At 42.8% G+C, this 23,846-nt stretch carries 20 protein-coding genes, 1 other RNA gene and 1 pseudogene; 6 read left to right on the top strand and 16 right to left on the bottom strand.

Annotated elements, in window-relative coordinates; all coding sequences use genetic code 11:
* Positions 1 to 44 precede the first annotated feature (44 nt).
* From secG to H5993_RS04610, 4 genes are all read right to left on the bottom strand, one after another.
* Positions 45 to 275 (bottom strand): preprotein translocase subunit SecG, encoded by a 231-nt coding sequence (gene secG / locus H5993_RS04625; RefSeq protein ID WP_338033128.1) that lies wholly within the window; start codon positions 273 to 275, stop codon positions 45 to 47.
* A gap of 86 nt (positions 276 to 361) precedes the next feature.
* Positions 362 to 1,357, bottom strand: coding sequence for a LacI family DNA-binding transcriptional regulator (locus H5993_RS04620; RefSeq protein WP_204776417.1), 996 nt, complete (start codon positions 1,355 to 1,357; stop codon positions 362 to 364).
* 342 nt (positions 1,358 to 1,699) lie between these two features.
* Entirely contained in the window at positions 1,700 to 2,575 is an 876-nt protein-coding gene (scrK, locus tag H5993_RS04615; protein ID WP_180871511.1) for a fructokinase ScrK, read from the bottom strand.
* A gap of 97 nt (positions 2,576 to 2,672) precedes the next feature.
* Positions 2,673 to 4,031: a glucose-6-phosphate isomerase gene (locus tag H5993_RS04610; protein ID WP_180871510.1), complete on the bottom strand. Its 1,359-nt coding sequence runs from the start codon at positions 4,029 to 4,031 to the stop codon at positions 2,673 to 2,675.
* Between the two features lie 352 nt (positions 4,032 to 4,383).
* Between H5993_RS04610 and clpP the strand changes: the two genes are divergently transcribed.
* Positions 4,384 to 4,974: an ATP-dependent Clp endopeptidase proteolytic subunit ClpP gene (gene clpP, locus H5993_RS04605; protein ID WP_180871509.1), complete on the top strand. Its 591-nt coding sequence runs from the start codon at positions 4,384 to 4,386 to the stop codon at positions 4,972 to 4,974.
* 287 nt (positions 4,975 to 5,261) lie between these two features.
* On the opposite strand, the gene H5993_RS04600 is transcribed toward clpP, so the two are convergent.
* The 12 genes from H5993_RS04600 to tadA form a co-directional block, all read right to left on the bottom strand.
* On the bottom strand, positions 5,262 to 6,587 hold the full coding sequence (locus tag H5993_RS04600; protein WP_204776416.1) for a dihydrolipoyl dehydrogenase family protein: 1,326 nt from the start codon (positions 6,585 to 6,587) through the stop codon (positions 5,262 to 5,264).
* Between the two features lie 12 nt (positions 6,588 to 6,599).
* Positions 6,600 to 8,228, bottom strand: a complete 1,629-nt coding sequence (locus H5993_RS04595) for a mucin-binding protein (RefSeq protein ID WP_204776415.1) — start codon at positions 8,226 to 8,228, stop codon at positions 6,600 to 6,602.
* A 183-nt stretch (positions 8,229 to 8,411) separates the two neighbouring features.
* Positions 8,412 to 9,320: a UTP--glucose-1-phosphate uridylyltransferase GalU gene (gene galU, locus H5993_RS04590; RefSeq protein WP_204776414.1), complete on the bottom strand. Its 909-nt coding sequence runs from the start codon at positions 9,318 to 9,320 to the stop codon at positions 8,412 to 8,414.
* A gap of 55 nt (positions 9,321 to 9,375) precedes the next feature.
* A complete protein-coding gene (locus tag H5993_RS04585; RefSeq protein WP_204776413.1) occupies positions 9,376 to 10,392 on the bottom strand; it encodes an NAD(P)H-dependent glycerol-3-phosphate dehydrogenase in 1,017 nt (338 codons plus the stop codon).
* A 110-nt stretch (positions 10,393 to 10,502) separates the two neighbouring features.
* Positions 10,503 to 11,306, bottom strand: a complete 804-nt coding sequence (gene lgt / locus H5993_RS04580; protein ID WP_204776412.1) for a prolipoprotein diacylglyceryl transferase — start codon at positions 11,304 to 11,306, stop codon at positions 10,503 to 10,505.
* Complete coding sequence (hprK, locus tag H5993_RS04575; RefSeq protein WP_204776411.1) at positions 11,299 to 12,258, bottom strand: HPr(Ser) kinase/phosphatase; 960 nt, start codon at positions 12,256 to 12,258, stop codon at positions 11,299 to 11,301. Before hprK ends, lgt begins: the two co-directional genes overlap by 8 nt.
* A 13-nt stretch (positions 12,259 to 12,271) precedes the next feature.
* Positions 12,272 to 12,625, bottom strand: coding sequence for a phage holin family protein (locus H5993_RS04570; RefSeq protein WP_180871501.1), 354 nt, complete (start codon positions 12,623 to 12,625; stop codon positions 12,272 to 12,274).
* Positions 12,626 to 12,761: 136 nt separating this feature from the next.
* Entirely contained in the window at positions 12,762 to 13,076 is a 315-nt protein-coding gene (locus H5993_RS04565) for a PspC domain-containing protein (RefSeq protein WP_204776410.1), read from the bottom strand.
* A gap of 76 nt (positions 13,077 to 13,152) precedes the next feature.
* Positions 13,153 to 14,269 (bottom strand): peptide chain release factor 2 gene (gene prfB / locus H5993_RS04560; protein ID WP_204776409.1). Its coding sequence is split into 2 segments (ribosomal slippage): positions 13,153 to 14,196 and positions 14,198 to 14,269, totalling 1,116 coding nucleotides; the frame shifts between segments, so codons are not numbered across the junction.
* 91 nt (positions 14,270 to 14,360) lie between these two features.
* Positions 14,361 to 16,727: a preprotein translocase subunit SecA gene (gene secA / locus H5993_RS04555; protein WP_204776408.1), complete on the bottom strand. Its 2,367-nt coding sequence runs from the start codon at positions 16,725 to 16,727 to the stop codon at positions 14,361 to 14,363.
* Between the two features lie 368 nt (positions 16,728 to 17,095).
* An RNA gene (gene ffs / locus H5993_RS04550) (signal recognition particle sRNA small type) lies at positions 17,096 to 17,182 on the bottom strand.
* Positions 17,183 to 17,246: 64 nt separating this feature from the next.
* Positions 17,247 to 17,741, bottom strand: a complete 495-nt coding sequence (gene tadA, locus H5993_RS04545; protein ID WP_204776407.1) for a tRNA adenosine(34) deaminase TadA — start codon at positions 17,739 to 17,741, stop codon at positions 17,247 to 17,249.
* Between the two features lie 255 nt (positions 17,742 to 17,996).
* Between tadA and nrdH the strand changes: the two genes are divergently transcribed.
* The 5 genes and pseudogenes from nrdH to H5993_RS09480 all read left to right on the top strand — a co-directional run.
* Positions 17,997 to 18,221: a glutaredoxin-like protein NrdH gene (gene nrdH, locus H5993_RS04540; RefSeq protein WP_204776406.1), complete on the top strand. Its 225-nt coding sequence runs from the start codon at positions 17,997 to 17,999 to the stop codon at positions 18,219 to 18,221.
* 181 nt (positions 18,222 to 18,402) lie between these two features.
* On the top strand, positions 18,403 to 20,574 hold the full coding sequence (nrdE, locus tag H5993_RS04535; protein ID WP_204776405.1) for a class 1b ribonucleoside-diphosphate reductase subunit alpha: 2,172 nt from the start codon (positions 18,403 to 18,405) through the stop codon (positions 20,572 to 20,574).
* An 89-nt stretch (positions 20,575 to 20,663) separates the two neighbouring features.
* Positions 20,664 to 21,665: a class 1b ribonucleoside-diphosphate reductase subunit beta gene (gene nrdF / locus H5993_RS04530; RefSeq protein ID WP_204776404.1), complete on the top strand. Its 1,002-nt coding sequence runs from the start codon at positions 20,664 to 20,666 to the stop codon at positions 21,663 to 21,665.
* Between the two features lie 269 nt (positions 21,666 to 21,934).
* Positions 21,935 to 22,885: an ATP-binding cassette domain-containing protein gene (locus H5993_RS09485; RefSeq protein ID WP_239457979.1), complete on the top strand. Its 951-nt coding sequence runs from the start codon at positions 21,935 to 21,937 to the stop codon at positions 22,883 to 22,885.
* A gap of 24 nt (positions 22,886 to 22,909) precedes the next feature.
* Positions 22,910 to 23,413: pseudogene (locus H5993_RS09480) on the top strand (ATP-binding cassette domain-containing protein); the annotation flags it as partial.
* Positions 23,414 to 23,846: the final 433 nt, after the last annotated feature.

Here is a 23,846-nt window from a genome sequence, read left to right as displayed (position 1 = left end):
CACAGCCTCTTCAATCAGTATTACTTTTTGTTCGCCGCGGTCGTCTAATGTGACGTGGTGTAAATGATCGCCAAAGCCAAAATAAAGAAGATCGCCCCAACGATGGTTGTAACAATCTGCATGACAGCTTCAAAGCCCCGGGATTTCCGCCGGGAGAATAAATCTCCTGAACCACCAGTCAATGCAGACATTGCATCGTTATCAGTTTTCGCTGGCTGCATCATTACGCAGGCAATTAAGACAACGCAGTCGATCAAGAAGAGGGTCATTAACATTGTTATTCCTCCTATTTTCAACCACAACATATCTTTATGATCATAACATATTTCAACAGATTTGCCTACTTAGATCTCTGAAATCTTTATTTAGCGATCGCTTTAAGGGTCGTTCCCGTTTTTAGACTAACCGGTAGAACCGTTGTAGATGGGGTAAATTTACCATTAATTCGGTCAGCTAACAATTGAACCGCATAGGTCGCCATCTGTTTAATTGGCTGAACAATGGTTGCTAACTCAGGAACCAATTCTTGGGTTGCTTGAGCACCGTCATAACCAACGATTTGAAGTTGAGCTGGCACTTGGTAACCCCGTTGGCGAGCAATGCTTAAAATCCGCGCCGCATCTAAGTCGTTACTAGCAAAAATTCCATCAACGTTGGGATGTTCGTCAAACAAGCGGTTAAAAAGTCGATTTCGATCCGCCACTGTTTCGTTATTTTTAACGGTGTAGGTATAACTAACTAAACCCTTTTCCTTCATAGTGTCTTCAAAGGCCCGCTCCCGCTGATTGTCATGCCACTTGGAAGGATTAACACGATAAGTATGCACAATGTGTTGACATCCCCGCGCAATCAAAGCTTCCGTTGCCAACCGGGCTCCAGCGTAATTATCCGACGCTACCACTGGGATATCATTCCGTAAAAAGCGGTCTAAGGCAACCACCGGTAAATTGGCATATTGGTATTCTTGAAGGTCGTTATTATGGGTGGCAATAATTAAGCCGTCGACTTGATGACCCATTAACTGTTGAAGATAACGTTCTTCTTTGGTTGAGTTATCTAAGGCATCACTGATTAAAACCTTATAACCGCGTTGGAACAATGCATCTTCCAAGTACATCGTTAGCTCGCCAAAAAATGGATTAGCAACTGTTGGAACTAAAATTCCAATTAATTTTGTTTCTTGGGTATGCAACTGTTGGGCAATCACATTCGGATGATAATTCAAATCCGCCATGGCTTGTTCGACTTTATGGATCGTTTTTTCACTTAAGGAACCTCGGCGATTAATCACCCGAGATACGGTGGTTTTGGAGACACCGGCACGCTCCGCCACATCTTCCAGTTTCAACTTCTTCATGGGCTTCTTCCCTTACTAAAATAATTAATTCCATTATACCATGCTCAATAAGGGGCGAGATGAAACATTTTAGCTCGTGTGACAACTAGAAAAGCCATCTTGCATGAGAAGCAGCCCACATTGCTAATCATCAAGATGGCTTTTAAATTTGATTGATTGCGTAGGATATGGATAAACATTGACCCTCGCTTGCTAGTCCCACAATCCTAAGCAATATCCAATATAATCAAGTTCCACTTCTAGGAATCTGCACTCTAGCTAAGCGGAGAACTTTTAAGCCAGCTAAAGCCCTCTTTGACAGTACTTTTCGCTCATTTATCGCAGATTCCCTCGAAAAGTACCTTAATTTTCATATGCTCTCAAAGCTAAAGCAAAGTTACCAACCGTAGCAGAACCATTATTCTTAGCCAATGGCATTACAATGTACTTGTCAAGGTCGCCAACTTCAACGTAGCCATTCAAGAGTTCCTTAAATTGGGCCCGAACCTTCTTCAAGAATTCTTCACTAACAACCCCACCACCAAAAATAATCTTGGCTGGCCGGAACATCAAGGTTGTGTCGAGCGCAGCTTGGGCAACATAGTAAGCCATAATATCCCAAACATGATCCGTCAAAGGCACATCTTGCCCCTTCTTACCAGTCCGCGCTTCAAAGGTTGGGCCTGAAACTAATCCTTCAAGGCAGTCACCGTGGAATGGGCAAATTCCTTTGAAGTCAAGGTCATCTGGGTGGCGCTTAAGCCGAATGTGCCCCATTTCAGTGTGGCCCATATCACCCACAAACTTACCATCAATGACCGCACCAGCACCAACCCCAGTTCCGATCGTGTAGTAAACCAGGGACTGCAACTTTTGGTTAAAGAGGGTTGATAAAACATATTCCCCAAACGCAGAACCATTAACATCAGTGGTCCAGTAAATTGGTAAGTTAAATTCCTTCTTTAACGTTCCAACAAAGTCAACGTTTGACCAACCCGGCTTCGGTGTGTTCGTAATGTAGCCATACTTTGGTGAATTATGACGGATTTCAATTGGTCCAAAGGAAGCCACCGAAATTGCCTTTAAATCTGGGAACTTCTTAAAGTAATCAATTGTCCTTTGCAAGGTTTCTTCTGGCGTCGTAGTCGGAAAATGAACACTGTCCATAATCCGATAATCTTCGTTACCTACCGCACATACAAACTTCGTTCCACCTGCTTCAACACTACCTAATAACATGTCTATCGCTCCTTTTTAATGCATATTGTAACCGCTTAACATAGTCCTTGAAATTTAACCGCCCGGCCGCAACCAGGCGGTTAATCCTCAAACTCAACTATTTATTTTCAGCCATTTCCTTGCGAAGCCGATCGCCGACTTCTTCAAAACCAGGCTTTCCAAGCAAACCAAACATGTTGGTCTTGTAAGCTTCAACCCCTGGTTGGTTGAATGGGTTAATCCCGTTCAAGTAACCAGAAATAGCAATGGCAACTTCAAACCAGTAAATTAAGTAACCTAACGTAAAGGCATCTTCCTTATCAATGTGAACCGTCATTACTGGAACACCACCAGTCGTGTGAGCGGCAACAACAGCTTCATAAGCCTTCGTGTTAACCCAGTCCATGTTCTTACCTTGTAGATATTCAAGACCATCAAGGTTGGAGTCAGCCGTTGGAATTGTCATATCATGGTTTGGCGTATCTAACTTAACAACCGTTTCCATCAAATTCCGCCGACCTTCTTGGATGTATTGACCCAAGGAGTGGAGGTCCGTCGTAAAGTTAGCGCTTGATGGATAAATCCCTTTTTGGTCCTTCCCTTCGGATTCACCAGCTAATTGCTTCCACCATTCCGCAAACATTGTCATGTTTGGTTCGTAGTTTTCCAACAGTTCAGTGGTGTAACCCTTCCGGTAAAGGATGTTACGATAAGCAGCGTATTGGTAAGCTTCATTCTTCGTTAAATCAGCATCTGTGTATGTGTCTTCAGCTGCCTTAGCCCCAGCCATCAATTGGTCAATATCTGCTCCAGAAGCCGCAATTGGCAAAAGTCCAACGGCCGTTAAAACAGAGTAACGACCACCAACACCGTCCGGAATAACAAAGGTTTCCCAACCAGCAGCGTCCGCTTCCGTCTTCAAGGCGCCCCGCTTCCGGTCAGTTGTAGCGTAAATCCGCTTGTTAGCTTCGGCTTCACCATACTTCTTGATCAATAATTCCTTAAAGATCCGGAAAGCAATTGAAGGTTCCGTTGTCGTCCCGGACTTAGAAATAACGTTAACTGAGAAGTCCCGGTCGCCAATCAACTTGATCAAATCGTAAACGTAAGAACTGGAAAGGGAGTTCCCAGCAAATAGAACCAATGGGGCCTTCCGATCTTCTGCTGTTTCCGCTTGGTAGAAGCTCTTGTGTAAGAAGTCAATGGCCATCCGAGCTCCTAAGTATGAGCCCCCGATCCCGATAACAACTAAAACATCAGAATCAGATTGGATCTTCTTGGCAGCGGCCTTGATCCGGTCAAATTCTTCCTTATCATAATCCGTTGGTAAGTGCAACCAGTCACGGAAGTCAGCACCGGCACCCGTGCCTTGACGAAGTTGCTCGTCAGCAGCGTTTACCATGGCTTGCATTTCACCTAATTCGTTGGGTTGGACGAATTTCTTTAACGCAGAACTGTCAAATGATACGTGAGCCATTAATAAAACCTCTTTCTTCTACAAAATCATTTTTAACTATCTAGTAAAGATGATAGGCGTTTGTGAACTCGTTTTCAACAGCCAAATCTAAGCATCCTACCGAATAGTCTCGGCAAACCACTTCTTTGAAAATGATTGTAAGCGGTTTCCTTCATCAACGACTATAATATATCCCACTTTCCGCTTTATGTCAACCGGTTGAAATAGCAAATTTTGAAAGTTTATCAAAATTTGATTTTACGCTAAAAAGAAAAAGTGAATAAATCATTTGACCTTTTTTGACCTATAGAGTAAACTGTTCATATCAGTTAGCAAAGCTTGCTAACTACTGCTAATTAAGGAGGCACATGGTATGAACTTAGTACCGACTGTCATTGAACAATCCTCACGTGGGGAACGTGCTTATGACATTTACTCACGGCTTCTTAAGGATCGGATCATTATGGTCTCTGGTCCAATTGAAGACAACATGGCAAACTCAATTGTTGCGCAATTACTATTCTTAGACGCGCAAGACTCAACCAAAGATATTTACATGTACATTAATTCTCCTGGTGGTGTAGTTACCTCTGGGATGGCAATTTACGACACGATGAACTTCATCAAGTCTGATGTTCAAACGATCGTAATCGGGATGGCTGCCTCAATGGCTAGTGTCCTCGTATCATCCGGAGCGAAGGGTAAGCGGTTTGGTTTACCACACTCAACAGTGATGATTCACCAACCTTCTGGTGGTGCTCAAGGACAACAAACTGAAATCCAAATTGCCGCTGAAGAAATCTTGAAGACCCGGAAGATGATTAACGAAATCTTGGCTAAGAATTCTGGTCAAAGTTTCGAAAAGGTTCAACAAGATACTGAACGTGACAATTACATGACCGCTCAAGAAGCCGTTGATTACGGTTTGCTTGACGGTATCATGGACAACAGTCAACTCAAGTAGAGTAAAGAGGGGCTGGGAAGAAACTCATGTTTCTTCCCAGCCCCTTTTTCATCTCCGAAGGTTACTCAGTAACTAAGGTCAAAGCAGTAGCTGAATGGCAGTTGCTTCCCTGGCGGTCGCACCAACCGATTCAGCCCTGCATGGGCTCAGAAACGCCAAACCAGTTGGCTGGTTCGCTCCAAATCACGGCCTTAGCGGATAAGTGCGAACGAAAGGTCGATTCTAACGAATCAACCTTCGTCCTTCTTATCCCAACCAGGCCGTCAAGGAGCTTTTTTCCCAACCTCTTATTTCAACCAATTACCAACGTTATCACCTAACGCTGGGTAAATCCCAATCGCAACTTGTTGATACTGCTTGCGACTTATCTTAAGGCCAATCATTGGGATTAAGTAGTTTACTTCGTCAGCAGCATGATCACCAACTGCACTGACGCCAACTAAGTGATCGTCGTGATAAACAAGAGTTAATTCACTGGTTTGATCATTTTCTCCTGCCTTCAAGCTTCCGTATTTCAAGGATTGGTGGTGAATTTGATAGGCGGAATCTTCAATTACCTGGTCTGGATTAACGCCAGCTAAAGCAACCTCTGGAAAGCTAAAGGTTGCTTGCCCAATTACCGGGTATTTAATTGGTGCTTTTTCTTGTCCCATCAAGTAGTCAAAGAGATATTGCCCTTCAAATTCCGCAACCGGCGTTAATTTGGGCTCCGGCCTTGATACAACATCCCCTACTGCATAGATTCCAGGGATATTAGTCATTAGATGCTCGTCAACGATAATCCCTTGGTGATCAATTTTAATTCCAACCCGTTCCAAGTGTAGGCGATCAAGATTAGGTCGTCGGCCAGTTGCTCCAATTACATAATCAGTAGGGAAAGAACCATGATCAGTTTGGACAACAAAACCCCCGTCAGCCGTTTCGATTGCTTCCGGCGTCACGTTATATTCAAAACGAATCCCCCGTGCTTCCATTGCGGCAACTACTTTCTGAACATCTTGACTAGGGAAAGCTCTTAGTATCCGATTAGAATGAATCAACATCGTAACTTTAGCCCCAGCAGCGGCAACTAAGGTGGCTAATTCCATGGCAACAATTCCCCCACCAATAATGGTAATTCGGGATGGTAAGTCCTTTAACGAGAGGACCTCAGTACTAGTGTGCAAGAATTCGTTACCAATAATTGGCAAGACAACGGGACTTTGCCCAGTCGCAATAATAATGCGCTCGCCCTCATAGTTAACGCCGTTTACCCTTACTATGTGTTTGTCCACCAAACTTGCATACCCACTTATTGTGTCATGGGTTCGTTCAATGTTTGCCTTGGTTTCAGCTGGCCAGGAATTAAACCGATGAAGCTTGGTTTGCATTAACTGATGCCAGTCAAGAACTGCAGGGTGGCTAATCCCCCGACCTACTAATTGTTGTGATTGGATAACCGCTCGAGCGGCTCCCGCTAAGAAAATTTTCGGTTCACAACCATAATTCGGACAAGTTCCCCCAAATTGATTTCCTTCAATTACCAACACCCGGTGGTCAGTCTTAGCTAGCAAATTAGATAGTTTGTAAGCAGCCGGCCCCGAACCAATCAAAATTTCGTCATAACGTGGCATCTTAATTTCTCCTTACTTTACCGGCACATAGTGAACTTTAGTATCGTTAGTTGGATTATTAATTTTAACCGTCGTTTCAATAGGTAAATAACCTTCAATTGCTGGAACCGCCAAGTTTTTAATCACTTGCGTTGGATCCTCAGGATCGGTTGGATAGGGGAAAGGCTGACTTTCTGGTAACGGCTGATCATCCTGGTCCACTGGAATCAGGCGGCCATTAGGCGTGTAGGTAACGGTTGTCGTTAGGGTTGGTTGATCAGCTGTCAAGGTTTGTCCCCCGGCTTGACGAAGGTTGGCATGGTAGCCCGGAACCACCGGGGTCTTAATCACATCAAATTTAACCTCCCCCGTCCATTTTCCAATTTTAACTAGTTTGTGAGTAATTTGATCTAAATAAGCTGGACGTTTAAAGGTAACCTGTTGGTTAGTAACATTCCGGGTTGTCGGCCGTTTTCCATCCGTAAATTGATAGACAATCGTTTGCGAAGCTCCCCTTAAAAGCTCAGGTTTTCCCGGAACTTTATCAGCATCAAAAGTAGTTTTTAGCGCATGCTTAACCGTCACGACGTATGTTTGACCATCATTTTCCTGACTAAAGGTGGTCCCTGCTTGACTGGTAAAACCATCCCAAACTAGATCAAAGCCCCGTTTTGATAAGTCTTGCAAAACTTGCTTAGAACTGTAATTAATTGTTTGTCCATACTCACCAGAAATACTCTGACTAACGGAGGCCAATTCAGCATTATTTTGGTCTTGATCCATATAAAGCACGTGGATCGTTCCCATTGGCTGAGTTGGCAGGCCCGGGGCATAAATAACGGGCATGTCTTCACTAGGCTTAGCTGGTACGATTGGCGCTTGAATGGTTGGATGATAACCAGGAACCAGGGGTAACTTTTGTACAATGGTTCGAGTCGCATCGGTTTTATCGGTCGTAAAAGGTTCCCCCGGAGCTAAAGGGTGTCCCCCAACGTCAGTCGGTACCACCTTTCCATTTGCGATGTACGTCACCACTGTTGCAATATCTGGTTGATCTGCAGTTACGTTAACTTCCGGTGTCTGCTTTTGATTAGCATGAAAACCTGGAATTACCTTCACTAATTGGGAAGCAAAGCGATAACTTCCTTGCCAATCTCCCACTTTTAAAGTTTCATGGGTAACTTGATCAATCACGATTGGCCGTTGAAAAACCTGCGGGGCCGTGATTATCCACGTCAAATCTTCGCGCTCATGATTCTGAAAATGAGCCACGATCGCAAGGGTTGCATCTTTAGTAAGCTGATAGCGATTACCTTGTTTATCACGATAAATTGCTCCCTGAAGGGGTCCATTGGGCTGGTCTGGGTCTTGTAATTGATTAAACTCAATTTTACGTTGCTGATGATTTAGCAGGACGAAATACCTTTGACCATAATTATCTGCCGAGAATTTCCGACCCGTTTCTGTAGAGTACTCATCCTTATAAAGTTGGTAACCTTGTCGAATAAAATCCTGCAAGGCCCAACTAACCCGATAGTTAATCGTTGTTCCATATTCGCCTTCCAAGCGTGTAATCGCTAAAACTTGGTTATTATGATCGTGATCCGCAAAGACGATTTCAACTTTGCCAATTGCATTTTCATCTTGATTTTGTTTTTTCATGCCAAGCCCCTCTTTCCCAGACAATCTCATTTTTATTATAACTTGGTAAATTTTACTGGACTAGCTTCTTGATTATTTTTTTGTAAATTAAAAAACGAGAGGCTGGGAAGAAACACGAGTTTCTTCCCAGCCTCTCTTGCATCTCCGAATGTTACTCAGTAACTAAGGTCAAAAAGGTCTCAATTACTTTTTCTTAGGCTTATCTTCAGCAGAAAGCTTAGCGCCCAATTTTTCAATGTAAGTCCGCAACTCATCTTTGGTTTGTGGGTGATTCAAACCATATTCAATGTTAGTTTGAAGCCAACCGAACTTGTTACCAGTATCGTAACGGTCACCCTTGTATTCGTGGGCAAAGACCCGTTGCGTCCGGTTCAAGGTGTTAATCGCATCTGTTAATTGAATTTCATTCCCCTTACCAGGCTTCGTCTTTTCCAAAACGTCAAAGATTTCTGGCGTAAAGACATACCGCCCAATAATCGCAAGGTCAGAAGGCGCATCCTTTGGATCTGGTTTTTCAACAAAACTCGTTACGTTATAAAGGCCTGGCTTAACTTCTTCACTTGGGTTAATAACCCCGTACTTAGCCGTATCTTCATGCGGAACCCGCATAACAGCAAGCGTAGAAGCTCCCGTTTCTTCGTAGCTATCAATCAATTCCTTTGTCAATGGATTCCCATTGCCATTAATGTTATTAAGGTCATCCCCTAACATAACAACAAATGGTTCATCACCAATGAAAGCCCGGGCCGTCAAAACAGCATCCCCTAAGCCACGTGGGTGAGATTGCCGAATAAAGTAAATGTTGATGTCGGTAGTTTCTTCAACCAACTTTAACATTTCATCCTTATGCTTAGAACGTAAGTTGTCTTCCAATTCAGGGTTAGAATCAAAGTGATCTTCGATGGAGCGCTTATTCTTTCCATCAACGACCACAATATCTTCGATCCCAGACTTCCGGGCTTCTTCAACGATAAATTGGATTGTTGGCTTATCAACAATTGGTAACATTTCCTTTGCCAATGCCTTCGTAGCAGGTAGGAAACGGGTGCCCAGCCCCGCGGCTGGAATAATAGCTTTACGTACTCGCTTCATAATGTCAATTAACCCTCCGTAAAAAAATATTGCATACGCTTTAATTTTACCATACTTATTCGACTTCGGAAGTAACTTCTCGATTCATTAATGTTCTTATCGCAGTTTTTACATCTTCACCTTGATAAAGAACCCGGTAAATTGCCTCCGTAATCGGCATCCGCACGTGTCGTTTTTGAGCTAATTCATAGGCAGCCTTGGTTGTATAAACCCCTTCGATAACCATTCCCATCTGGTCAATCACATCTTGGAGCGGCTTTCCTTGACCTAGCTGGTAACCAGCCCGCCAATTCCGAGAATTCTTACTCGTCGCGGTTACCACTAAATCGCCTACTCCGGAAAGGCCAATGAAAGTCATTGGGTTTGCTCCAAATGCCACCCCTAAACGCCGAATTTCAGCTAGCCCACGGGTAATTAGTGCCGCTCGAGCATTATCATGGTAGCCTAAACCTTGTAAAGCTCCAGCCCCAATGGAGATAATGTTCTTTAATGCCGCGCCAAATTCGGCACCAATAACATCATTATTGGTATATACCCGGAAATAATGATTACTAAATAGTTTTTGGACTAACTCAGCACTCGGCAGATCTTCACTAGCAGCGGTTACCGCTGTCATATCATGAATAGCTACACTTTCGGCATGACTTGGACCGGATAAGACCACAATCGCTTGCCGATTTGCGGTGGGAATTTCTTCGGCGATAATCTCGGAAGGGCGCTTATAGCTATTTTGTTCCAAGCCCTTTGTAGCGTGAGCAACTACTGGTTTAGCTCCAATTTTAGCTAAAATAGCCGCTAATTGGTGAGCTACTGATCGTAAGCCCTTAGTCGGAATAACAATTAATACTAGTGATGCGCCTTCAACAGCTTCCGCCATGTCATTAGTCGCTTGTAAGTGCGATTGATAAGTAAAATCGGGCATATATTTTTGATTTGTATGCTTTTGATTTAACTCCGCAACCTGATCTGCATCTCGCGACCATAACTTTACTTGATGACCATTTTCAACTAAAACATTCGCTAAGACACTGCCCCAAGAACCAGCACCTAATACTGCAACTTTTTTATTCATAATATTCTCCTTGTAGGATCTGAGGGTTAATAATTACGCTAAGTGAATCTAGGTAAAGCTAACTTCCACGCCGATCTTGCTTTTCCTGACAGAATTTTCGGCGAAAGCTTTTATTCCATATACCACGGCAACTTCTTCGTTCGGCGACGATAGATAAAGATACAGATGGCCCCAATAAAGAAAATTAGGGACAACATTTGTGAGAAACGAATTGGGCCTAACATTAAACTATCTGTGCGCATTCCTTCGATAAAGAAACGTCCAAAGGAATACCAAATCAAATACGATAAGAATACTTCACCGCGTTTAAAAAGGTGATGACGATGCCGTAACAACATCAAAATGATAAAACCAGTAAAATCCCAAACCGATTCATATAGAAAGGTTGGTACTCGGTAAGCACCCCCAATATCCATTTGATCAATAATCCACCCCGGGATATGCTGGTACTCCAAGGCCGCCCGGGTCGTAATCCGGCCAAAAGCTTCTTGATTAAAGAAGTTTCCCCAACGGCCCATTCCTTGCGCCATAATTACAGTTGGCGAAACAATATCCAAAAATTGCCAAGGCGAAATTAAATGGCGATGACAATACCATAAAAGAACGGCTGTGCCACCTAAGAGACTACCATAAATGGCAATTCCACCATCCCAAATTGCAATGATTTCATCAGGATGTTGCGAATAATACGGCCATTGAAAAATAACATAGTAAATTCGCGCACAAATAATTGCTACCGGCAAAGCATATAATAAAAAATCATAAAAGGCATCTTCGTCGATTCCCTGCCGTTTTCCTTCGCGAATTGACAGTAGGAGGGCCAAAACTACTCCGGTAGCGATAATTACCCCATACCAGTGCACGGTTAGTGGTCCCCACTGTAACGCAATTGGATTAAGTGCACGCTTAATCATTTTTGGCTCCCTTATTATCAGCCGTAGAATTTTGTTTGATCAACCGGTTTAGGTTTTCATCAAAGGTCTTAGTAGCGTCGTACCCCATTGTCTCGGCCCGGTAATTCATTGCCGCTGATTCAATAATAATAGCTAAGTTCCGCCCAGTTTTGACTGGAACTGAAACTTTGGGAACTTGCACGTCTAAGATCTCTTGCTTATCACCACGGTCACCAAGCCGATCGAATTGGGTATCTGGAGTCCAGATTTCCAAATGGACAATTAAGTCAATGGTATCTTCTGGCATTACTGCCCCCGAACCATAAAGGGTCATAACATTAATGATCCCAATGCCCCGAATTTCCATCAGGTGTTCTAGAATCATTGGGGCTGCTCCCACTAATGTTTGTTCATCCCGAGCATAAACTTCAACCCGATCATCAGCGACTAAACGGTGACCCCGCCGTACCAATTCTAGGGCGGTTTCGCTCTTACCAACCCCAGAATCACCAGTAATTAGGACCCCAACCCCAGCAATATCAACAAGGACCCCGTGAATTGACTGACGCTTAGCCAAACGAGCAACTAAATATGAGGTCATATTACCCAAAATTCGGGAGGAAGTTAACGGGGTTCCCAAAATTGGAATATGCGCTTTCGCCGCTGCTTCCTTTAGTTCACTCATAACCGGTAGGTCAGTCGATACCACGAAGCATGGCGTTGCCGGCATACACATCCGTTCCAAGTATTCCTTTCGCTTTTCATGCCCAATTTCTTTAGCAAAAGCAGTTTCAGTAATCCCAAGTAATTGGATTCGCATTGCTGGATAATGTTTGAAATACCCCGCGAATTCAAGGGATGGACGACAAATATCACTCGTCGTAATTGGTCGATCAAGGTAGTCTTCACCTTGAAGAACCTTTAAACGCACATTTTTGGCCAAATCAGCCACGGTTACTGAGTCTTGCGGCATTATTTTGCTCCTTTTAATCTTGATAATGACTAGAAATAATGGTATTGAATAGCGACATAATCAGTGCTACTAAAATTGCACCCCAAATTGACGAAAAATGGAAATATTGGGGGCCGATAAACCACGAGGTTAATTCTAACATCAAACCATTGAGGACGAAGCTAAATAAACCCAAAGTTAAGATATTAATTGGTAATGATAAAATCCATAAAACTGGTCTAACGAGCACGTTTAGAATTGATAAAATCAAACTCGCTAAAATCGCTGCCCCAAAGCTACTCAAATAAAATATTCCGGTTTGAGTAAACAGACCAGCTAAGGCCACGAAAAGAATGGTGTTAATCAAAAGTTCTTTTAAAAATCGCACTTTATTTTCCCTTTTATAATTAATGATTATTACTTACTAAGCTACATTCTGACTAGGTAATCTAGATAAGGACTCGGTCTTGAAAGCGACTAAATTACCTCTTACGACTGATTGTCCTTCTTATTGGATCATCTTTTTAAACATCATCCTTCTCCTCCACATCATGGAGTTCTTTGCGTTCCCGATGTTGAGGTTGCGATGATGGAGTTTGCCCCTTTAAAAAGCTAGCTAATGAGAAAGTATGAGGATCCGCTGGCATCGCCAAGGCCATCATTAAGTAAATAATCGCCCCCGGTACCACATGCGTCAAAATCGTTAAAATTACATAGGTCCAACGTAAATAACTAGCCTTGATTCCATAGTACTGGGCAAAGCCTCCGAGCACTCCTAACAAGCGCCGATCACTTGCTGAACGGGTTAACCGTTTACGTTTTTTACGCCGACTAGCCATTAAAAATCCTCCTCCTTAACTGTCAAAATCTTTAAGCAATTACCTTAATCATAATATTTATGATAGAAAACCGCAATTAATCAGTCGTCTTTTTACTTAGTTTCCACTGTAAGTAGGCATTAATGAACGGGTCAAGGTTACCATCCATTACCCCCTGCACATCATGGGTTTCATATCCCGTTCGATTATCCTTAACCAAAGAATATGGGTGGAAAACATAAGACCGAATTTGGGACCCCCACCCAATCTCAGCTTGTTCACCTTCGATTTTGGCCCGTTCCTGCGCCTTCTTTTCTTCTTCTAATTCGTAAAGTTTTGACTTCAACATATTCATTGCCGTAACCCGATTTTGAAGTTGCGACCGTTCAGCTTGCGAAGAGGTTACAATCCCGGTTGGCAAGTGGGTTATCCGGACCGCCGATTCAGTCTTATTAATGTGTTGACCACCCGCCCCACTAGAACGGAAAGTATCGATCCTCAAGTCACTTGGATCAATATTAACCTCAACTTCTTCATCAAGTTCAGGCATAACATCAACCGAGGCAAAGGAAGTATGCCGACGATTAGCCGAATCAAACGGGGAAATCCGAACTAACCGGTGTACCCCTTTTTCTGGGTGTAAATAACCATACGCATTATGTCCTTTAATTAAGAGGGTAACGGATTTAATCCCCGCTTCTTCTCCCGCTTCATAACTGGCAATTTCAACCGTGAAGTGGTGTTGATCTGCCCAACGAGTATACATCCGCAGTAACATTTCGCCCCAATCCTGGGCTTCGGTACCACCAGCTCCAGGGTGAATTTCCAGAATGGCATCCTTAGCATCATACTTACCACTCAGCAATTGACTAAGCCGATACGCATCCAACGCTACTTGCGTCTGCTTAAGTTGGGTTTCCATTTCTGACTGTAACTCTGGATCATTTTCCATCATTAGTAACTCAAGGGTATCTTGCAGATCATTTACCTGGTCCCGAAGGGTAGTAAATTGATCTCGCCGAGCTTTAAGTTCATTATTTTCACTAATTAACTTTTGTGCCGTCTTCTGGTCGTTCCAAAAGTCCGGTTGGGCCATTTTGTTTTCATTAATTGCGATGCTTTCATTTAAGGCATCTAAGTCAAAGAGACCTCCCGAAGCGCGCAATCATTGCTTGCATGGCTTCTAATTGTTTTTTTACTTCACTTAGTTCCATAAAATTCTGCTCCTTTAAAAGAAAACCGGGCGAACCGGATCGCAAAGTTCCCCTTGCGACTGGGGTTCCACCCGATCGTAATTCTTTATTTTTACCGTGTTACATTTTGGCGAATCTCAGACTTCATAAAGAGCCGTGTCGTTTCGTATTCAATGTCGGCAATCATTTGTTCGAACATGTGATAACCAGCGGTTTGGTACTCAACCAGTGGGTTTAACTGACCATACCCCCGCAAACCAACTGATTGCCGGAATTGATCCATTTCATCGATATGGTCGGTCCAATGAGAATCAACCACCCGGAGGATAACTACTTTTTCAAACTCAAGCATTTGCGCCGCATCATAAAGTTGGCGTTGTTTATCTTTGTAAACTCCTTCAGCTAAACTCATTAAGTAGTCCACAATTTGACTAGCATCCTTACCAACGAGATCCCGCATACTAATTTGATCTGGCTTTACCAAGACTTCCGTTGCAAAGTCAAGAATGCCTTGAAGTTGCCAATCTTCAGGATTACCAAGGGTGTGTTGGTCGACTTCCCGTTGAATAGTCCGCTTAACCATTGGCATTAAGACCCACTTCAAAGATTTCTTTTCGGTAATGACTTGTTGCCGTTCTTTATAGATGATTTCCCGTTGTTCCCGCATCACATCGTCATATTGCAAGACGTTCTTCCGGGAGTCGTAGTTGTTCCCTTCAACCCGTTTTTGCGCAGATTCAACTTGCCGAGTTAAGAAACGACTCTTGATCACCGCGTCTTCACCTTCAACCTTCATCCGATCCAAGAAAGCCTTGATCCGATCACCACCGAACCGCTTCATTAAATCATCTTCAAGGGAAAGGTAGAACTGAGATAAACCAGGATCCCCTTGTCGACCAGAACGTCCCCGAAGTTGGTTATCAATCCGCCGGGATTCGTGGCGTTCCGTCCCAATAACGGCAAGACCGCCTAGTTCCTTAACACCAGGGCCAAGCTTAATATCAGTCCCCCGCCCAGCCATGTTGGTAGCAATTGTAACCGCCCCAACTTGACCAGCGTTCTTAACAATTTCTGCTTCCTTAGCGTGGTTCTTAGCATTCAAGACCACGTGAGGAATCTTTTCCTTATCCAACAAGTGGGAAAGATACTCTGAAGTTTCAACAGCAACCGTTCCGACAAGGACTGGTTGACCCTTTTCATGAAGCTTCTTAATCCGTCTTACCACGGCCGCAAACTTACTTTCCAAAGTTGGATAAAGCAGGTCTGGTTCATCCTTCCGAGCTACAGGCCGGTTAGTCGGAATGGTAATGGTTTCCATATTGTAAATTTCCCGAAATTCTTCCATTTCGGTCCGCGCCGTCCCGGTCATCCCAGCTAGCTTACTGTACATCCGGAAAAGGTTTTGATAGGTGATGTTGGCCATCGTCTTATTTTCTTCTTGAATTTCGACGTGTTCCTTAGCTTCAATTGCTTGGTGTAAACCATCAGAGAATCGCCGACCTTCCATTACCCGACCGGTAAAGGAATCAACGATCAAGACTTCACCATCGGAAACCACGTAGTCCTTGTCCTTAAGCATGATGTAGTTAGCCCGCAAGGCTTGATCCAAGTGGTGAGTTAAGGCGGTGTTATCAGGATCATAAAGGTTCTTTAAGTTAAAGTACTTTTCCGCTTTTTGGATCCCTTGGTCTGTTAAAGAAACGGTCTTGGATTCAAGGTCAATCTTGTAGTCGTCCTCGTTCTTTAATTTCTTTACAAACCGATCAGTCTGTTGATAAAGCTTTGAAGTCCCTGTCCCGGGACCAGAAATAATCAATGGCGTCCGGGCTTCATCGATTAAGATTGAGTCAACTTCATCAACGATAGCATAATTTAATCCCCGTTGAACTTGATCTTCTTGGTAAACCGCCATGTTATCACGAAGATAGTCAAATCCAATTTCACTGTTCGTGGAATACATGATGTCACACTTGTAGGCTTCCCGCTTTTCATCCGGCGTCTTTTCCGCACCGTTAACCCCGACAGAGCAACCTAACCAGTGATAAAGTTGTCCCATTTCTTCGGCGTCCCGTTGCGAAAGATATTCATTAACCGTAATAACGTGAACCCCTTTTCCACTTAGGGCATTTAAGTAAACCGGCATCGTAGCCGTTAAGGTCTTCCCTTCACCGGTTTTCATTTCGGCAATGTTCCCTTCATGGAGGACGATTCCCCCCATGATCTGCACGTGGAATGGATAGAGACCTAAAACCCGTTTTGCTCCTTCACGGGCAACCGCGAAGGCTTCCGGTAAGATCTTATCAAGGTCTTCTCCTTGTTCTTGCACACGCTTCTTAAATTCAGTTGTTTTAGCTTTTAATTGATCATCCGTTAGTTTCGCCATCTGATCGGCATAACTTTCAACCTTATTTGCGATTTTATTGATCCGTCGAAGTTCTCGCCGGTCACTTTCAATCCACTTTCTAAGTATGTTCGCCATTAATGCGTCCTGTCCTTCCCCAAATAAATTTGCCGGTGTAGGATTAAAATCCTAAAATACCCAGTATTTTTCCATTCTAATTTAAATTCACATTTTTAATTCTACCATGTTCAAGAAGTTTTTGAAAATGATTGCTTTCTTTCATAACAATGTTTTATTTATCTTAAGAAAATTAAAAAGAGGCTGAGAAGAACACAAGTTTCTTCTCAGCCTCTCTTTCATCTCCGAATGTTACTCAGAAACTAAGGTCAAAGCAGTAGCTGAATGGCAGTTGCTTCCCTAACGGTCGCACCAACCGATTCAGCCTTGCATGGGCTCATAAACGCCAAACCAGTTGGCTGGTTCGCTCCAAAGCACGGCCATTTCCTATGTACATAAAGCACAAGCCGGAGCATCCTTAGTGCTGCTACCTTCCGGTCCTGACACGATTCGCGAGTCCAACCTTGCTTTATGGCCTTACGGCACTTACTACTTTACCTTATCTATAGAAGAAATGCTAGTCAAAACTTAAATTATTTTTTAATTAGCGATTTCTTTTTGACGTTTACGCTCTGTTTTCCGTTTTTTCCGAATCATCCGAAAAAAATGACGGAGCATGTCACCACATTCAGTTGCCAAAACTCCACTTTTAACTTCAACTTGATGATTTAATCGCTCATCTTGAAGTAGATGATATAAAGAATCAACTGCTCCGGCTTTAGGATCAGAAGCCGCATAAATTACTCGCTTAATCCGTGAATTAATAATGGCCCCACTACACATAATGCAGGGCTCTAGTGTCACATAGAGATCGCAATCTTCAAGTCGCCAACTTCCCAAATTCTGACATGCCTCCATAATTGCAAGTACCTCGGCGTGATAAGTTGCGTCTTGAAATTTTTCACGCATATTATGGCCACGGCCAATAATTTTTCCATCATGAACAACCACTGCTCCAATTGGAACCTCACCTAAAATTTCTGCTTGCTCTGCTTCTGCCATGGCGACGCGCATATAATCGATTTCTGTCATCATTTTTAAATTTCACCCACTGTTTTTTATTCCGATTCAGTGTATAATGAATTTTCGTTGGGTGCCAACTTTAAATGACCTAAAATTCATTTTGAAAAAAATTTTGGCCCCTGTGAAAGCGAAATAAAAGCCGAATTAACACACCATATCTTGTATTTAGTTTTTATTTAACTACGAGATATGGTGTTTTTTAGATTGATTTTTCCCAAAAATCGGCTATACTTTAAAACATCAAATTCGTATTAGGGGGATTTAATTATGGTAACCGTTTTTTCAAAAAATAATTGCGTACAGTGCAAGATGACGAAGCGTTTCTTAGAACAGCACAACGTTAACTTTATAGAACACAACATTGATGAACAACCAGAATATATTAACTCATTAAAGGCTGAAGGTTTTAAGGCAACCCCAGTTGTTAAATTACCTGACGGTGTTGCTTTCACTGGTTTCCGGCCAGATATGCTTAAGAACTTGGCTTTCTAGGGTCCCCCAGATAAATTGCTGGGGCGTGCCCCGGCAGCCCTACCATAGAGTAGTAGGCGCCTTTGCCTACGCTCTTTTTTTGTGAGGTTTATCCTTAACTGGCCTCAAGGGGTGGAACTATCGAAACTTTATTCCACTTCTTTTCCTATATATATTATTAATAAATTGTACGGAGGAAAACATGGCACTTTCTGATATTGATATGACGCAAGTCAAGTACTTTGATTTAAATAATGAAATCAATTTGCCTAAGAATGGACAAATCCAATTAAATAAGGACAAAGAGGCCCTTGAAAACTTTCTAGAAGTTAACGTTTACCCCAACACCAAAAAATTTAGTTCCGTTGAAGAACGGTTAAACTGGTTGATTGATCACGATTATTTAGAAAAGGAATTCATTGAAAAGTACTCAATGACCCTCATCACTCGTTTGTATGACTACCTAAAGGGGATTAACTTCCATTTTCATTCCTTTATGGCGGCCTACAAGTTCTACGCCCAATATGCAATGCGGACAAACGATAAGGAGTACTACTTAGAAAACTACATTGACCGGGTAGCAATGAATGCTCTGTACTTAGCTGATGGGGATGAAGAGCTTGCCATGGATCTCGCTGACGAATTAATCCATCAACGCTACCAACCAGCTACCCCAACCTTCTTAAACGTTGGGCGGAAGCGCCGGGGAGAATTTGTTTCCTGCTTTGAAATCCAAGCCACTGATAATATGAATACAATCGGCCGGACGATCAACTCTGCCCTTCAACTCTCTAAAATTGGTGGTGGAGTCGGCATTAACTTAACTAACCTCCGGGAAGCCGGCGCCCCAATCAAAAAAATTAAGGGTGCAGCCAGTGGCGTGGTACCAGTTATGAAATTATTGGAAGATGCTTTCTCATACTCCAACCAGCTTGGCCAACGGCAAGGAGCTGGTGTTGTTTACATTTCAGTTTTCCATCCTGATATTGTGGCATTTCTATCTGCCAAAAAAGAAAATGCGGATGAAAAGATTCGACTCAAGACCCTTTCCTTAGGGATTACGGTACCTGATAAGTTCTACGAATTAGTTGAAAAGGGTGAAAAAATGGCCCTCTTCAGCCCATATGATGTGGAACGAGTTTATGGTAAGCCATCCGCCTACGTTGATATCACCAAGGACTACGACAAATTGGTCGCTAATGATGAAATCACCAAGAAATGGATTGATGCTCGGGAACTTGAAGACGAAATTTCAAAACTCCAACAAGAATCTGGTTACCCATACATTGTTAACATCGACACTGAAAACCGAAACAACCCCGTTAACGGGAAAATTATCATGAGTAACCTCTGTTCTGAAATTGCCCAAGTTCAAGCCCCTTCAGTTGTGGCTGATGATCAATCTTACGATATCTTAGGGACTGACGTTTCATGTAACCTTGGTTCCACCAACGTTGCTAACTTAATGGAAAGCCCCGACTTCGGACGGTCTGTCCGGGCAATGATGCGGGCATTGACCACAATCTCTGATGCGGAAAGTTTAACGGTGGTTCCTTCAATTCGGAAAGGAAATGACCTTTACCACTCGGTTGGACTCGGCGCAATGGGGCTTCACGGATTCTTAGCCAAGCACCATATCCAGTACGGGAGTCCAGTAGCAATTGAATTTACTAGCGTTTACTTTATGTTGCTAAACTACTGGACTTTGGTTGCCTCCAACGAATTGGCCCGCGAAAAGGGTGAAAGTTTCTACGAATTCGATAAGAGTACCTACGCCGATGGTTCATACTTTGACAAGTACCTCAACCAAGACTGGGGACCAAAGACACCTTTAGTAAAGCGGCTTTTTGATGGCTTCTTCATTCCTGGTCCCGATGACTGGGCAGCCTTGAAGGCCAAGGTTCAAAAAGATGGCCTTTACAATGCCTACCGGATGGCCGTCGCCCCAAATGGATCAACTTCTTACATTGGTGATTCAACTTCAAGCTTGCATCCAATCATTAATCGGATTGAAGAACGGCAAGAAAAGATGATTGGGAAGATCTACTACCCTGCCCCATATCTAAGCAACGACACCCTCCCATACTACAAGTCAGCATACGATACAGATATGCGGTCAGTTATTGATACCTATGCGGCGGCCCAAGAACACGTCGACCAATCCCTTTCGATGACCCTCTTCATGCGGTCAACCATTCCAGCTGGAATGTATGAATGGAAGAACGGGCGGACGGATAAAATGACTACCCGGGATCTAAACATCTTACGTCACTATGCTTACCAAAAAGGGATTAAGTCGATCTACTATATTCGGACCTTCACCGACGACAGTGGTGAAATTGGTGCTAACCAATGTGAATCCTGTGTAATTTAGGCGTTATTAATTAAAGTTTCACGATTAGCGTGCTACAATTAGATAGTTATTTCTTAAATTTAAATTAAAAGGACCGAGGATAAATAAAAATGGCAATCGAAAACTATAAAGCAATCAATTGGAATCGGGTTTCCGATATGATTGATAAAGCAACTTGGGAAAAACTAACTGAACAATTCTGGTTAGATACCCGGATTCCAGTTTCTAACGATATGGACGACTGGCGCGAATTAGACGATGATCACCGGTGGGTTGTTGGTCACGTCTTTGGGGGCTTGACCCTATTAGATACGCTCCAATCTGAAGCTGGCCTAACTGCTTTAAAGGAAGATGTTAAGACCCAACATGAAACGGCGGTTTTGAACAACATTCAATTTATGGAATCGGTTCACGCCAAATCATATTCGACGATTTTTTCTACGTTGAACACGCCCGATGAAATTGAAGAAATTTTCCACTGGTCAGACACTGAGGAATATCTTCAAAACAAGGCCATTAAGATTGAAAACCTCTATTTGGATCCAAACGAAGACCCATTAAAAAAGAAGATTGCCAATGTTTTCTTGGAAACTTTTCTCTTCTATTCTGGTTTTTACACCCCACTCTACTACCTTGGCCACAACAAATTAAACAACGTCGCTGAAATCATCAAGTTAATTCTCCGGGACGAATCGGTTCACGGAACCTACATTGGTTACAAGTTCCAAGTGGGCATGAAACAACTTAGCACCAAACGGCAACAAGAAATTAAGGATTGGATGTACGACTTTCTTTATGAACTTTATGATAACGAAGAAAAATACACCCAATTATTATACAATCAAGTTGGTTGGACCGATGATGTATTGACCTTCATCCGTTACAATGCCAACAAGGCCTTAATGAACTTAGGGCAAGATCCACTCTTCCCAGATACTGACGAAGACGTAAACCCTGTTGTAATGAATGGAATTTCTACCACCACATCCAACCATGACTTCTTTAGTCAAGTCGGAAATGGTTACCGGCTTGGAGCGGTTGAAGCAATGGCTGATAGTGATTATCACGTTGCTAGTCCTAACGACGGGAAAAACGCAGACGATAAAGAATAAATCATAATTAAAAGGAGGCTTCTGCCATTGTTGAACTAAAGCTAGACAATTTGCAATTGTTAGTCACTCGATTGGGTGACCACTTTGGCGTTGACTAGTTTAGTTTAACCTGAGAATTGCCTTGTTATCGAAGCCTTTTAAGATCCGATAAAGACCGAGAAGTATTAACTTCTTAGCTCTTCTCAAACGACTTAAAAAGTCCTTGCCAAGTGCAGGGGCTTTTTATTTTTTCTCCTTCATCAAAGTGGCCACCAAGAAAGGAGTTCCTGATGTCAAACATTACTCTTCAGCACTTATCATTTGCCTATCCAGGCGAAGGGCCACTTTTTGACGATATTAACCTTATCATTGACGACCAATGGCGACTCGGTCTATTAGGTCGTAATGGGCGGGGAAAGACGACCCTCCTTAAATTAATTCAGGGTCAGCTTCACGGAAAAGGAAAAATTATCACTCACCAATCCTTTGCTAGTTATCCAATAAATATTCAGTCTCCCAATCTTCCAACGATTATGGCCATCCAAGAAATTGTGCCGATTGAAGAATGGCAAATTGCTAAAGAGCTAGCCAAGCTTAATACTCAAGCTGACATTCTTTGGCAACCCTTTAACACCCTCTCTGGTGGTGAACAGACAAAGGTTCAGTTAGCTTGTACTTTTGCCGACCCCACTAGTTTTGTCCTCTTAGATGAACCGACTAACCATTTAGACGCCCAAGCCCGCCAGATAGTAACTCAATATTTACATGCAAAAAAGCAAGGCTTTATCATCACTAGCCATGATCGTGGTTTCCTTGACCAAGTCATTGACCACGTTTTAGTAATTGAAGCTAAGCAACTTTATCTACAACAAGGCAACTATTCAAATTATCGTGCCCAAAAAGATTTACGAGACCAAACCAATCAAGCTAATAATGAACAACTCAAAAAAGAAATTCGCCGCTTAAAAGCAACTGTTCAGGAAAAACAAACCTGGGCCAACAAAGCGGAAACTAAAAAAGACCACGCTGCTCATGGCGATCGTGGTTTCCTAGGGGCTAAAGCGGCCCGGATGATGAAAAGATCAATTAATCTTAATCAACGCCTAAATAACGAAATTAAGGCTAAAAAAGGCCTGTTAACAAATATTGAGCAAACTTCAGAATTAACAATGAACTATCAGCCAGCTTCAACTCCCCAGCTCCTCACAGTTCATAATCTTAGCCTCAGAAACGAGGAGTAATCACCCCTTTTTAAACCCTTAAATTTCAATTTAGCACGCGACCATCAGTTAATTATTACCGGAGCAAACGGCATTGGAAAAACAACCTTGCTCAACTATCTTGCAAAGCAAATTACAAACCAGTCACCAAGTTTCGATTGTGATTTTCCAAGGCAATTAACCATCAGCTACCTCCACCAACAACTTAATTATGACCACCAAAAACTTGATGAGTATGCCAAAACCCACGGACTAGAAAAGGAAACCCTTTTAAATTTGCTGTATAAGCTCGGCTTTCAGCGTAACACATTTCGCCACGCAACCGACGAGCTCAGTGCTGGTCAACAGCGTAAGCTCGCTCTCGCTACCTGTTTATTAACTCCGGCTAATCTTTATCTCTTAGATGAACCCTTTAACTACCTCGACACCTATAATCAAGACCAATTAGTTAACGTTCTTCAGACTGTCCATCCAAGTCTCATCATGGTCGAACATGATCCAACTATCATTCAGCAACTTGGCTTTCCAACAATTAATTTGGAGTACTAAGTTTAATTCGTGTCAAATTACACATACTTTCTGATTTTCTTTCAATATTAAGTTGATTGATAAGTAAAGTTAAAATAATTAAGCTATGATAAAAAAGAGGATGGAAAAAAAGCTCCTTGACGGCCTGGTTGAGATAAGAAGGACGAAGGTTGATTCATTAGAATCAGCCTTTCGTTCGCACTTATCCGCTAAGGCCGTGCTTTGGAGCGAACCAGCCAACTGGTTTGGCGTTTGTAAGCCCATGCAAGGCTGAATCGGTTGGTGCGACCGTTAGGGAAGCAACTGCCATTCAGCTACTGCTTTGACCTTAGTTACTGAGTAACATTCGGAGATGACAAAGAGGGTGGGAAGAAACTGGGTCTACAATATTTGGTACTGATAGGAGTAAAATCCTAGCAGTACCAATTTTTTTGATTTAGGGGATTTTATGTAT

The sequence above is a fragment of the Limosilactobacillus alvi genome (genome assembly GCF_016900115.1).
GTDB lineage: Bacteria > Bacillota > Bacilli > Lactobacillales > Lactobacillaceae > Limosilactobacillus > Limosilactobacillus alvi.
This window is presented reverse-complemented; position numbering and strand designations above follow the sequence as displayed.